Origin of the sequence: Gordonia abscondita (assembly GCF_032711245.1) — a bacterium.
Taxonomy (GTDB): Bacteria; Actinomycetota; Actinomycetes; order Mycobacteriales; family Mycobacteriaceae; genus Gordonia.
This window is the reverse complement of record NZ_CP128986.1, coordinates 691,964-704,416: the sequence shown is the minus strand read 5'-3', so window position 1 is coordinate 704,416 and position 12,453 is coordinate 691,964. Positions and strand designations below refer to the sequence as shown.

At 65.3% G+C, this 12,453-nt stretch carries 11 protein-coding genes; 6 read left to right on the top strand and 5 right to left on the bottom strand.

Going from position 1 to position 12,453, the window contains the following annotated elements; translation table 11 throughout:
- Positions 1-2: 2 nt before the first annotated feature.
- Positions 3-401, bottom strand: a complete 399-nt coding sequence (locus MP11Mi_RS03230; protein ID WP_420040881.1) for a DoxX family protein — start codon at positions 399-401, stop codon at positions 3-5.
- A gap of 94 nt (positions 402-495) precedes the next feature.
- Between MP11Mi_RS03230 and MP11Mi_RS03225 the strand changes: the two genes are divergently transcribed.
- Positions 496-1,326 (top strand): type IV toxin-antitoxin system AbiEi family antitoxin domain-containing protein, encoded by an 831-nt coding sequence (locus MP11Mi_RS03225; RefSeq protein ID WP_420040880.1) that lies wholly within the window; start codon positions 496-498, stop codon positions 1,324-1,326.
- 54 nt (positions 1,327-1,380) lie between these two features.
- On the opposite strand, the gene MP11Mi_RS03220 is transcribed toward MP11Mi_RS03225, so the two are convergent.
- Positions 1,381-2,439, bottom strand: coding sequence for a ferredoxin--NADP reductase (locus tag MP11Mi_RS03220; RefSeq protein WP_420040879.1), 1,059 nt, complete (start codon positions 2,437-2,439; stop codon positions 1,381-1,383).
- Between the two features lie 143 nt (positions 2,440-2,582).
- Positions 2,583-3,203: a mycofactocin system transcriptional regulator gene (gene mftR / locus MP11Mi_RS03215; RefSeq protein ID WP_420040878.1), complete on the bottom strand. Its 621-nt coding sequence runs from the start codon at positions 3,201-3,203 to the stop codon at positions 2,583-2,585.
- A 142-nt stretch (positions 3,204-3,345) separates the two neighbouring features.
- Here mftR and mftA point away from each other — a divergent pair, with 142 nt between their 5' ends.
- The 4 genes from mftA to mftD all read left to right on the top strand — a co-directional run bounded on the left by mftA (position 3,346) and on the right by mftD (position 6,396).
- Positions 3,346-3,438: a mycofactocin precursor MftA gene (mftA, locus tag MP11Mi_RS03210; protein WP_420040877.1), complete on the top strand. Its 93-nt coding sequence runs from the start codon at positions 3,346-3,348 to the stop codon at positions 3,436-3,438.
- Positions 3,438-3,797, top strand: a complete 360-nt coding sequence (gene mftB / locus MP11Mi_RS03205) for a mycofactocin biosynthesis chaperone MftB (RefSeq protein WP_420040876.1) — start codon at positions 3,438-3,440, stop codon at positions 3,795-3,797. Before mftA ends, mftB begins: the two co-directional genes overlap by 1 nt.
- A gap of 20 nt (positions 3,798-3,817) precedes the next feature.
- Positions 3,818-5,080, top strand: a complete 1,263-nt coding sequence (mftC, locus tag MP11Mi_RS03200; RefSeq protein WP_420041991.1) for a mycofactocin radical SAM maturase — start codon at positions 3,818-3,820, stop codon at positions 5,078-5,080.
- A gap of 98 nt (positions 5,081-5,178) precedes the next feature.
- Positions 5,179-6,396 carry a pre-mycofactocin synthase MftD gene (gene mftD / locus MP11Mi_RS03195; protein ID WP_420040875.1) on the top strand — a complete coding sequence of 406 codons (1,218 nt, stop codon included), beginning with the start codon at positions 5,179-5,181 and terminating at the stop codon, positions 6,394-6,396.
- Positions 6,397-6,486: 90 nt separating this feature from the next.
- Here the strand turns inward: mftD and MP11Mi_RS03190 are convergent, their stop codons facing one another.
- Positions 6,487-7,158: a TetR/AcrR family transcriptional regulator gene (locus MP11Mi_RS03190; RefSeq protein ID WP_420040874.1), complete on the bottom strand. Its 672-nt coding sequence runs from the start codon at positions 7,156-7,158 to the stop codon at positions 6,487-6,489.
- Between the two features lie 100 nt (positions 7,159-7,258).
- Between MP11Mi_RS03190 and MP11Mi_RS03185 the strand changes: the two genes are divergently transcribed.
- Positions 7,259-8,791: an MFS transporter gene (locus MP11Mi_RS03185; protein WP_420040873.1), complete on the top strand. Its 1,533-nt coding sequence runs from the start codon at positions 7,259-7,261 to the stop codon at positions 8,789-8,791.
- 78 nt (positions 8,792-8,869) lie between these two features.
- On the opposite strand, the gene MP11Mi_RS03180 is transcribed toward MP11Mi_RS03185, so the two are convergent.
- Positions 8,870-12,430 carry an indolepyruvate ferredoxin oxidoreductase family protein gene (locus MP11Mi_RS03180; protein ID WP_420040872.1) on the bottom strand — a complete coding sequence of 1,187 codons (3,561 nt, stop codon included), beginning with the start codon at positions 12,428-12,430 and terminating at the stop codon, positions 8,870-8,872.
- Positions 12,431-12,453: the final 23 nt, after the last annotated feature.

The following is a 12,453-nucleotide window of genomic DNA, read 5'->3' as shown; positions in this document are numbered from 1 at the left end:
ATTCAGTCTGTGGCGGTTTGGTCCGTCTCGCGCTTGGGCGCGCCGCGGCGAACGAGGAGGGCCAGGCCGATCATCGGGATCTGCAGGGGCAGACGGGCCCACGCGATCGATTTCAGGAGCGGACTCTTGTCGACCCAGAGCCGGATCATGTTGACGTTCGCCGGAAACACCACGACGAACAGTGCAGCTGCGAGCCCGGCCGCGGTGCGGCGCGTTCGAGGAACGAGGACTGCGGCGCCGATGCTGACTTCGGCTGCGCCCGACGCATACGTCCAGAACCGTTTCGAACCGGGCATCTCATCGGGGACGATTGAGTCGAACGGCTTCGGAGCGACGAAATGAAGCACGCCGGGAGCCAAGAGAATGCCGGACAGGATGCGCATCAAACGGTCGTGAAGCATGGGGCCGAGTCTAGCCGGGTGTCGAATGCGGTGATGACCCGCCACAATCGGTGATCTCGGGGACAAACAACGTAAGGCGGACAATGATCCAGGTATGGACACGGGGGTCTATTCGCGGGGGCAATTGATCGATCGCGGACTGCCGCGACGCGATTTCGAGCGCGCGGTGGCAGACGGGGACTTAGTCCGCCTGCGGCACGGGTGGTATGCGACGCAGGGCGCGATGCCCGAGGTCGTGCGTGCGGTGAAGGCCGGTGGGGTGCTGAGTTGCGCGTCCGCACTCCGCCTACACGGAGTATGGGTCTTGCCGACCGATCGGTTGCACGTTCGTGGAAATGCCGCGACGGCTCGTGCCCACCCGACGTGGTGCCGCCGCTACGGTCGGCAGTCACCCGAGGTCGCGGCGGTCGACGACTTGCCGACAGCCCTGCTGCACGCGGTGCGCTGCCTGTCTCGGGAGGGCTTCGCTGTCGTCTGCGAGTCCGTCCTGAATAAGGGGCTGATGACTCCGTCGGCTCTGGAAACGCTGTTCGGCGGGTCCCCTGCGGCGATGCGTGCGCTCACCATGTGCGATGGGCGCGCCGAGTCTGGAACCGAGACGATGGTCCGTCTACGACTGCGGACTTGCGGCGCGACGATTACTCCGCAGGCGCAGATTCCAGAAGTCGGGCGGGTCGACCTGCTGATCGGCGCGTCGATGATCATCGAGGTCGACGGCTTCGCATATCACGCGGATCCCGAAGCATTCGAGAACGATCGCTTGCGCGACCTTCACGCGCGAGCGGTCGGCTACGACCCGATTAGACTCACCTATCGTCAGGTGGTCTATCAGTGGGACGTCGTCGGGCCGCTGCTCGCCGAACTTATCTCCCGCGGCGACCACTTGCGCCCACTCGGTTCGCGTTTCCGACACAGTCGTGTCTGATTTAGGCGAGATCGAGGCCGAGATTCGGACACGACTGTGTCAGAAATGCGGGAATCAGAATTCGATGCGCAGCTTGTCTGACGTCGGACGGGCCTGGCAACCGAGAATGTAGCCATCCGCGATGTCGTCCGGATCGAGGGCGCCGGTGACTTCCATGTCGACAGTTCCCTCGAGGAGCGTGCACGCGCACGAACCGCATTCGCCCTCTTTGCAGGAGTATGGCGCGTCCAGGCCTGCGGAAAGCATGATGTCGACGAGGGTGCGCGACCGCGGCCAGGACATCTCGTGGGTCTCGCCGTCGAGTTCCACCTCCACCTGAGCGGCAGCCGCGGCTTCCTCCTCGCTCACTTCGCCGAGTTCGACGTCCTCGAATGGGTCGCCCGCCAGCGAGTTGTAGATCTCGGTGTACACGTTGTGGTGGTCGAACTTCGCCTTGTCCAAACCCGCGTGCACCGCGTCCATGAACGGGCCGGGGCCGCAGATGTACGCGCTGTGCGTGCGCGCCATCGGGGCGAATATGGTCGCGAGTTTCTTCTCCGTCGGCAGGCCCTGAACCGTCTCGATCCAGTGAATCACGGTGAGGCGGCCGGGATAGCGGTCCTGGAGGTCGCGCAGTTCAGCGGCGAAGATGACGTCGTTCTCACTGCGGTTCGCGTAGAAGAATGTGACCGGTCCGGTGCCGTCGGCGATCGCTGTCTTCAAGATCGACATCACCGGAGTGACGCCGGAGCCCGCGGCGATGAGCAGCATGGGTGCATGGATGTTGGATGGCGTGAACACGCCGGACGGCGGGAGTGCCTCGATCTGGACGCCCGCTGCGAGGTTGTCGCAGATCCAGTTGGAGCCGTACCCGTCCGGTGTCCGCTTGACCGTCACCTTCGGCAGGCTGTCGTGTTTGACCGCTGAGGACAGCGAATAGCAGCGGGCCACCGAGCCGGTCTGGTCGCTTGGAATGCGGAGCGTCAAGAACTGGCCGGGCAGGTAGTCGACGAACTTGTCGGCGTGGCTGCCCGGGATGTCGAAGACGATGCTGCGCGCATCGGCGGTCTCGTCGATAACCTCGGCGACTGTGAGGATCGCGCTGCGCGTGCTGTGCGGGGTCAGTTCGGTCATTCGTGCGCTCTCTGTGCGAGGACATCCGACGCGAAGCCGGAACTAGAACGTGTTCTAGATAAGGATATCAGCGCTTGAAACTCTGTCATAGACACTGATCCGCTCCGTGGGTCCGACGGATTCGCGCGGTGCCGGATGGGTGGTCAACTGCGCGGCGCTCCCACGGTCAATGAACCCACACCGTCGACTAGGGTGCGGCCACCGGTCTGGAGGAGTTCGGTGAGGTTCGACGTCGGGTCGAGCAGCCACTGATCGTAGGCGGCGAGTGCGGTGCCGAGCGTCATCCAGGCAATGGTCTGCGGGAGGTGATCGTCCGCTCGCAGGCCGAGGCGGGCGGCGGAGTGCTCGGCGATCACCTGTCGCCAATCGGCGTACATAATCATCGAATGTGCTTGCAGCGCTGGAACGCCCAGGAGTAGCGCCATGCGACTCCGGTGCTGCTCGATCATCTCCTGGGGGACCTCGTTGAATTGGACGAGCGCGCGTGTGAGGCTCTCGCCGAGCGGGACGTCGTCGGGTGTCTCGGCAAGGAGGTCGTGCAGACCGTGGAGGTGATCGTCGAACTCACCCCACGCGAGCGAGTTCTTCGACGGGTAATAGCGGAACAGTGTGCGCCGAGCGATTCCGGCGGCCGAGGCGATGTCGTCGACGCTCGTCTCGTCGAATCCCTGTGTCGTGAACAACTCGATGGCCACCGCGCTGAGGCGTCCACGGGTGGTCGCCGCGGGGCGGCCGCCGAGTGGTCCGGTCCGTGATGTGGTCACGCGGGGCTCCTTTCCTGAATCTGTTGTCGCTGGTCGAGATGCTACGCGGAACAAATCTTCGGGAAACGCTAGCAATTATGCACTCGGTGCCATTACGGTGTGTTGTGAACCACAAAGTATCTACCTCAGGAGGTTGGTTCACATGGCCGAGCAGGCAACCCAGACTCACGACGAGCTCGTCGCCGAGTCACTGGTGGAAGAAGTGTCCATCGACGGGATGTGCGGCGTCTACTGATGACGACTGCAACGACCATCGCTTCCGGCGACCGCTCTGCGGTCGCCGGGGGCGAGCCGCACCCGCCCGTACAACCCGCCTTCGACCCGGCAGCCGCCTGGACGCTCAACCCCTCGGTGGCGTTGCGTCCAGAACCGTTCGGTGCGCTGCTCTACCACTTCGGAACGCGCAAGCTGTCGTTCCTCAAGAATTTGACCGTCGTCGGCATCGTCCGCGACCTCGCCGAGCATCCCAGTGCTGACGATGCGCTCGCCGCCGCAGGTGTCACCGACGACACCCGCTCGCTGTACCTACAAGCGCTCACCGCGCTCTGCGAGTCGGGCATGATCATCCCCGCCGACCCAGGAGTGAGCTCGTGACCACCGTTGAATCCCCGGTCATGCCGTCGATGACCCCGCCGCTAGGCCTCGAACCGCAACCGAATTCGACGCCGAAAGTTGGCCGCCTCGTCGATCAGTTCGAAAAGGGGCTCGACGCGCCCATCTGTCTGACCTGGGAACTGACCTACGCCTGCAATCTGTCGTGCGTGCACTGCCTGTCGAGTTCGGGCAAGCGGGACCCGCGCGAGCTGAGCACCGAGCAGTGCAAGGCGATCATCGACGAACTGCAGCGCATGCAGGTCTTTTACGTGAACATCGGAGGCGGCGAGCCGACGGTCCGCCCGGACTTCTGGGAACTCGTCGACTACGCGACGAGCCACCAGGTGGGCGTCAAGTTCTCGACCAACGGCCTGCGGATCACGCCGGACGTTGCCGAGCGGCTCGCGGCCTCCGACTACGTCGACGTGCAGATCTCGCTGGACGGTGCGACCGCTGAGGTCAATGACGCGGTCCGCGGGCCGGGGTCGTTCGACATGGCGGTCCGTGCTCTGGAGAACCTGTCGAACGCAGGCTTCGCCGACGCCAAGATCAGTGTCGTCATGACGCGGGAGAACGTCGCCCAGCTTGACGAGTTCAAAGCCCTCGCCGACAAGTTCGGTGCGACGCTGCGCATTACTCGTCTACGTCCGTCCGGTCGTGGAGCCGATGTGTGGGACGACCTGCATCCGCTTCCCGAGCAGCAGCGCGAACTGTACGACTGGCTCGTCGCGCATGGCGAGAACGTGTTGACCGGCGATTCGTTCTTTCATCTGGCCGCATTCTCCGAGTCGGGCGGGAGCGGCCTGCCCGGCCTCAACCTGTGCGGCGCCGGTCGTGTGGTGTGCCTGATCGATCCGATCGGCGACGTGTACGCGTGCCCGTTCGCGATTCACGAGAACTTCCTCGCAGGCAACATCACGACCACCGACGGCGGCTTCCAGGAGATTTGGCAGCGCAGTGACCTGTTCACTGAACTCCGCGAGCCGCAGAATGCGGGCGCATGCACCAAGTGTCAGCACTTCGACGCCTGCCGCGGCGGTTGCATGGCGGCCAAGTTTTTCACTGGTCTGCCGCTCGCCGGCCCCGACCCCGAATGCGTGCAGGGCTTCGGTGAGGAACTCCTCGCAGGCGACCGGAACAAGCCGACCGCCAATAAGGATCACTCGCGCGGAGTCCCGCTCACGCTGATGACCCGACCGCCGTCCCGCGACTGCGACGAGAACCCGCTCGCCGGCTTCGCGCCGACCACTGCGAGCGGTTGCTCGTCCACCAACTGCTGCTGAGCAGGCGACCTGTTGATTGAGCGGAGTCGAGATCGGCGACTCCGCTCGATCAACGACGGAATCTCCGCTCATCACTTCGATTACGAAAGAACACACTAATGTCCAAGATCTCCGAACTCGCTGAGAAGAATCCGTGGCGTCGTAACCCGTGGTTCGAGACCGTCGGGGAGGCGCAGAACCGCGCCCGCAAACGGCTGCCGAAGACTGTGTACTCGTCGCTGGTGGCAGGCACCCAAGCCGGTGTCACCGTCAACGACAACATGAACGCGTTCACCGAATTGGGGTTCGCTCCACACGTTATCGGGACCACACCCGAGCGGAATCTGACGACGACGGTGATGGGGCAGGAGCTTCCGTTTCCGGTCATGATCTCGCCGACAGGGGTGCAGGCGGTGAACCCTGACGGCGAGGTCGCGGTCGCTCGAGCGGCTGCCAACCGCGGTACCGCGATGGGCTTGTCGAGTTTCGCCTCGAAGGCGGTCGAAGAGGTCACCGCCGTCAACGACAAGACGTTCTTTCAGATCTACTGGCTCGGCAGCCGAGAGGACATTCTCGCTCGAGCGCAGCGTGCGAAGGAAGCAGGCTGCAAAGGCCTGATCGTCACGACCGACTGGGTGTTCAACGTCGGACGCGACTGGGGCAGCCCGGAGATTCCGGAGAAGGTCGACCTCGCCGCGGTCGCGAAGCTGGCCCCGGAGATGATCACCAAGCCGAAGTATGCGCTGAGCTGGTTCCGCGATGGCAAACTCCTCATCCCCGATCTGAGCGCACCGAATATCGCGCATCCGGGCCAGCCTGGTCCGACCTTCTTCGATGTATACGGCCAGTGGATGAATACACCACCGCCGACCTGGGAAGATTTGCAGTGGCTGCGAGAGCAGTGGGGCGGCGAGTTCATGGTCAAGGGCATCACCCGGATGGACGACGCCAAGCGCGCGCGTGACATCGGCGCCACCGCGATTTCGGTGTCGAATCACGGCGGTAACAACCTTGATGGCACCCCGGCCACCATCCGCGTTCTCGGGCCGATCGCCGACGAGCTAGGAAGCGATCTCGACGTCCTGCTCGACGGTGGTATCCGTCGCGGAAGCGATGTCGCCAAAGCCCTCGCACTCGGCGCGAAGGCGGTCATGATCGGCCGCGCCTACCTGTGGGGCCTTGCGGCCAACGGTCAGGCCGGAGTCGAGAACGTCCTCGACCTGATGCGGATGGGCCTCGACTCGACACTCATGGGCATTGGTAAGAACGACGTCGCGGACCTCTCGCGCGACGATCTCATCATCCCTGAAGGGTTCGAGCGCGTCTTCGGCGCGTAACGGTCAGTCGTTAGGCCCCGGTCGTCGATGCTTTCGGCGTGCCGGGGCCTCGTGCTGTCTGGGCCGCTGCCGTAGGTGCGGTGCGCATTCTCACCGTTGGTCGTACCGGCGGACCTTGCACTCGTCCATGCGCCGAAGTTGAGTTTCGGTGAGCGCGGGCGTCGTCAGTGGCTCGGGCTGGCCGTCGGCTCGGAGGCCGGCCAGAATGATTTCGGCGAAGCGCCGCCACGCGCCGTCGACGCCTTGTGTCGCGTCGGTTATCGCAGCCAGCATGCACACGATTCCGAACATGTCGGTCGGCTCGATCTCGGCTCGGATGGCGTGCGCGTCCTTGGCGCGTTCCAGGATCTCGCTGACCAGGGCCTCGACCACCTTCTTGCCTGCAACGAGTTCGGGATTGGAGTGGTCGACGGCCATCAGGATGGTCGCGAGACCCCGGTCGGATGCCATCAGTTCACCGATCGTGGTGATGAATAGGACGACGGACCCCCACGGGTCGTTGCCGGCAGCCGCGGTCCGGATCTGCGTGCCCACGTTGTCCAGGTGGTCGGTGAAGACGCCGACAATCAACTCGTCGCGGTTGGCGAACCGTCGGTACACGGTGCCGACGCCGACGCCTGCGTGCGCGGCGACGTCATCGAGGGTGACGTCGAGGCCGCGTTCGGCGAACAGTTCGCTTGCCGCCGTGATGATGCGGGCTCGGTTGCGTGCGGCGTCGGCGCGGAGGGGGCGCGACGCCGAGGTCTGCTCGCCTGTGCTCATGTTCACACTCTATCAAGTGGAGGATCTTCCTCCGATTGGTGGTACCGTCGAAAATTAAGCGGAGGCTCGACCTCCGATTGTAGATTCGATGGAGAACCTTATGAGCACTCTCACTTCCGAACTCGAACCCGAGTTCGTCGGGGGCACCGGAGCGCGGAGCGGCGACGACCCGCCTGCCGCGACCCGGACGCACCGTCTGCGCTGGGCCATTCTCGGGGTACTGGCCCTCGCCCAACTGATGGTCGTGCTGGACGCGACGATCGTGAACATCGCGCTGCCGCATGCGCAGGCAGATCTCGGCTTCGACAACTCGAGCCGTCAATGGATCATCACCGCCTACGCGCTGGCGTTCGGCAGCCTGCTGCTGCTGGGTGGTCGACTTTCCGACCTCTGGGGCCGCAAGAAGGCGTTGATCATCGGCCTGGTCGGCTTCGCCGTGACGTCGGCCATCGGTGGTGCAGCCGTCAGCTTCGAGATGCTGGTCATCGCTCGTGCCGGTCAGGGTGTCTTCGGCGCGCTGCTGGCACCCGCCGCGCTATCGCTGCTGACCACGACATTCACCGACTCGTCTGAACGCGGTCGAGCATTCGGCATTTTCGGCGCCATCGCGGGCGGCGGCGGGGCCCTCGGACTGCTGCTCGGTGGAATGCTCACCGAATGGGCGGACTGGCGCTGGTGCTTGTACGTCAACCTCGCGATCGCGGCGATCGCTCTGGTCGGCGCACTGATCTTTTTGGACGACACCCGGTCCAAGCACAAGCCGAAGCTCGATCTGCCGGGAGTGGTGACCGTGACGATCGGCCTGTTCGCAGTGGTCTACGGCTTCGCCAACGCGGAGACCGCCGGCTGGAGTGACTGGGCGACGATCGCCTGGCTCGTCGTCGGCGTCGCGGTCCTCGCAGTGTTCATCTGGTTGCAGAGCCGCACCTCGCACGCATTGCTCCCGCTGCGCGTGATCCTCGATCGGACCCGCGGCGGCTCGTACCTCGTGGTGTTCATCGCAGGTATCGGAATGTTCGGCATCTTCCTGTTCCTCACCTACTACCTGCAGCAGAACCTGGGCTTCACGCCGATCAAGACCGGGCTCGCCTTCCTCCCGATGATCGGCATCCTGATCGTGGTGTCCACGCTCGCCACGGCCGTCCTGCTACCGCGGTTCGGTCCGCGCTGGATGGCGGCGACCGGCATGGTGATCGCCGCAGGAGGAATGGTGTGGTTGGCCCAACTGACTTCGACATCGGCATACACAGCCGACATCCTGCCGGGCCTGTTGATCATTGGGCTGGGTCTCGGCATGTCGATGGCGCCGGCGATGCAGGGCGCCGTCTCCGGGGTGTCCGCCGATGACGCAGGCGTCGCGTCTGCGACGGTCAACACCATGCAGCAAGTCGGCGGGTCGGTCGGAACCGCACTCCTTTCTACGATCGCGGCGAGTGCTGCGACGGCCTTCACCACCGATCACCCGGGTATGGCGCCTGCTCGGCTGGCCGCAGACGCCGCGGTGAACAGCTACACCACCGCATTCTGGTGGGCCGCCGCGATCTTCGCGGTCGGCGGTGTCCTGGCCGGAGTAGTTATGCGCAGCGGCAAGCTGCCCGACACTCCGGAGGGTGCCGTGGCGATGGCGCACTGACGCCGCCCCCGGTCGACCAACGCGAGTGCGGTCCCTTCTTCCTCCACGTGAGGAGGGGCCGCACTCGTGTTCGTCGACCTACAGCGAACTCAACTGCCGTTGGATCTGGGCGCGGTACCGGGCGACGTTCGCGGACTTGATGCTCTCGTAGCCGCGGATCATGTCGGGCAGGTCGGCGATCGCTGTCGCCGCCGCCACGCGTTCGGGCGACGGATACGTTCCGAGTGAAGCGAGCAACTCGTCCACCGTGGTGCGGTACTCGTCGATCAACGCTCGCTCCATCTGTCGCACGTCAGCCCGACCGAACGGGTCGAGGCGAGTCCCGCGAAGGCGTTTCATCTTCGCCAGTGCGCCCAGCGCCGGATCGGCCCACGCCCCCAACGCGATCTTCTTCTTCATGCCCAACTCGCGGAGCATCGGCGGGTGCAGCCGGACAGCGACCTTCGCGTCGTCGCCGAACTCATCGGCGACAGTCGCGGCGAACGCGGCGTCACCGGTGAGGCGAGCGACCTCGTACTCGTCCTTGTATGCCATCAGCTGGTACAGGTTTCGGGCGACTGCGACCGTCAGGTCGTCGCCGTGGCCCGCGTCGTGGACACGGCGCACCACCTGCAACCAGGTCCTCGCGTATGTCTCGCTCTGATATGCGATCAGCTCGTCGTACCGGCGCGCGACGACGGCAGACAGTTCGTCGCCGCAGCTCGCCAGGCTTGACGCGGCACGCTCTGCGACCGTGCTCGGCGTGTACGTCGGGACCGGCGCACGTGCCGACGCGACCGCGGCGGCGACCTCGTCGGGTGCGACGACGGCCTGACGTCCACGCCGGAACGCCTGCAGGTTGGCGTCGACGGCGACCCCGTTCAGTTCTATCGCCCGCTCGATCGCCTCAGCGGACAGGAGCAGCGACCCGGTCTGGAACGCGGCACCCACCATCAGCATGTTCGCGTATTGCTCATCGTCGAACAGATCGTCGGAGAGCTCGCCCGCGTTCAGGTATACCGACCGGACGACATGGTCGTCGATGGCGGACCGGACCGCGAGCGCGTCGGGAAACGCCACCGATGTGTCGATCACCATCGAGCCGGTCGGCACCGTCGTCGTCGACACCACTGCGACGGTCTTGCCGGTCGACGCGACCTTCAAATTCACTGGGTCGGCTCCGACGAGCTGGTCGCACGCGAGGTAGACGTCGCAGTCGCCGGACGCGACCTTCGCCGCCTGCTCGACGGGCTTCGACGACACCTTGATGTCGCTGACGACGGCGCCGCCCTTCTGTGCGAGGCCAGTCATGTCGACGGTGCGCGCGGAGAGCCCGTCGAGCGTCGCGGCAGTCGCAAGGATCTGCGACACAGTCACCACGCCCGTGCCGCCGATCCCGGTGACGCGGATGGCGAAGCCGTCGCGCGTCGTCAATCCACGAGTCGATGTACGGGTGGGTGCGACGACGTCCGAACTGGCGATCGGCGCCACACGGCCGCGTGCACGACTCGTCCCGGGTACGACGGTGACGAACGCCGGGCAGTCGCCTTCCAGACACGAGAAGTCGAGGTTGCACGAACTCTGGTCGATCTGCGTCTTGCGGCCGAACTCGGTCTGGACGGGGTGCACGGACAGGCAGTTCGACTTCGCTCCGCAGTCGCCGCAGCCCTCACAGATCCGCTCGTTGATCATCACTCGCCGTCTCGGCGTCGCGAACTGACTGTTCGAGTCGGTGCCGCCACGACGGCGCTTACGGCGCTTCTCGGCCGCACAGTACTGGTCGTGGACGAGGACGGTCACGCCTGCGACCTCGGCGAGTTCGCGCTGCACGTTGATCAAGTCGTCGCGGTGGCGGACCTCGACGGGCTCGGGCAGGCCGAGCGCCTTGGTGCGCGCTGGATTGTCGGAGGTGACGACGATCTTCGCGACTCGCTCGGCCTGCAACAGTGCGAGGACCTGGGGGAGGCTCATCTGGCCGACCGGATCTTGACCGCCGGTCATCGCCACGGTGCCGTTGAACAGCAGCTTGTAGGTGATGTTCGCCCCAGACGCGACGGCTGCCCGCAGCGCGAGCGAACCCGAGTGCATGAACGTTCCGTCGCCGATGTTCTGGACGAAATGTCGCTCGTCGACGAACGGGGCCATGCCGAGCCACTGCGCGCCTTCGCCGCCCATCTGGGTGATGCCCGCGACGTCGCCGACTTGTTCGGGGTCCATCAGCAGCACCATGGCGTGGCAGCCGATCCCGGCTCCCACGATGGTGTTCGTGTCGCCGGGCACCTTCGTGGAACTGTTGTGCGGGCACCCAGAACAGAAGTACGGGGTTCGGACCGCGAGCGGTAGCAGGATGCGTTCTCGGGTGGCGTTCTTCTCGGCAAGCCAGCGACGCGCAGGCTCCACGCCGTGCCGGGTGCCCAGACGGTCCGCGAGACCGCGTGAGACGGAGTCGACATCGAGTTCGCCGAACCGGGAGAACAACGTGGACCCATCCTCGTTAGCCTTGCCGACGATCGCCGGGGCGTCACTTCGGCGAAAGAGGATGTCGCGCATCATCGTCTCGATGAAGTCGCGCTTCTCCTCGACCACGATCACCTCGTCGAGGCCCGCGATGAACCGGTCGAGGACTCCGCGCTCGATCGGGTACACCATGCCGAGCTTGAGGACGCGGATGCCGAGACGTCCGAGGTCATCGTCGGCGATCCCGATCAGCCGCAGCGATTCGCGGACGTCCAGATAGGTCTTGCCCGCGGCGACTATCCCGATCCGGTCGTCTCCGGTGGACGCCACGATCCGATTGAGGCCGTTGAGGCGGGCGTACTCGGTGGCGCGTGGGAGGCGAGTGGTGAGCTGATTCTGTTCGAGTTCCATGAGGCTCGGGCCGAGGAGTCGACCGGACGGAACGTGTGGGCTGGTGCCGAGGCCACCATAGTCGACAGTGAACCGGTCGAGATCGACGACGGCGGTCGACGCTCCGTCGGCGACGTGAGCGGAGACCTTCAACGACGTCCACAGTCCCGACGCTCGGCTCATCAACGCGGCGTGGACGCCGAAGTCGAGGATGTCGGCGCTGTCGGCGGGGTAGAGGGTCGGCATGTACAGGTCGGCCAACGCCATCTCGGATGCGCACGGGATCGTCGAACTCTTGGCGCCCGGGTCGTCGCCGACGAGGGCGACGGCTCCGCCTGCCGGGTCGGTGCCGACCATGTTCGCGTGGCGCAGCGCGTCGGTCGCGCGGTCGAGTCCCGGAGCCTTGCCGTACCAGTAGCCGACGACTCCGGTGCGTGCCACGCCGGACGCATCCGTCGACAGAGTGCCGACTTTAGCGGCGAGCTGGGAACCCATGACGGAGGTGGCCCCAATCTCCTCGTTGAGTCCGGGGCGGTGGGTGATGTCCCACGGGGCGAGGAGTGCTGTGCGTCGAGCGATCTCTAGGTCGTATCCGGCGAGCGGTGACCCCTCGTAGCCGGAGATGAACGATCCGGTCCGAAGTCCGTTCCGACGGTCGATGGCTGCCCGGTCGCGAATCATGCGGACCAGGGCCTGAATGCCGGTCAAGTAGATGCTTCCCGACTCGCGCGTGTAGCGGTCGTCGAGGGAGAAGTGTGCGGGAGCAGTCCGGGTATCGAGGTGTGCGTGGGCACGGTCGTCTGCGACGGTCATGGGTTCACCAGGCCTTTGCGTAT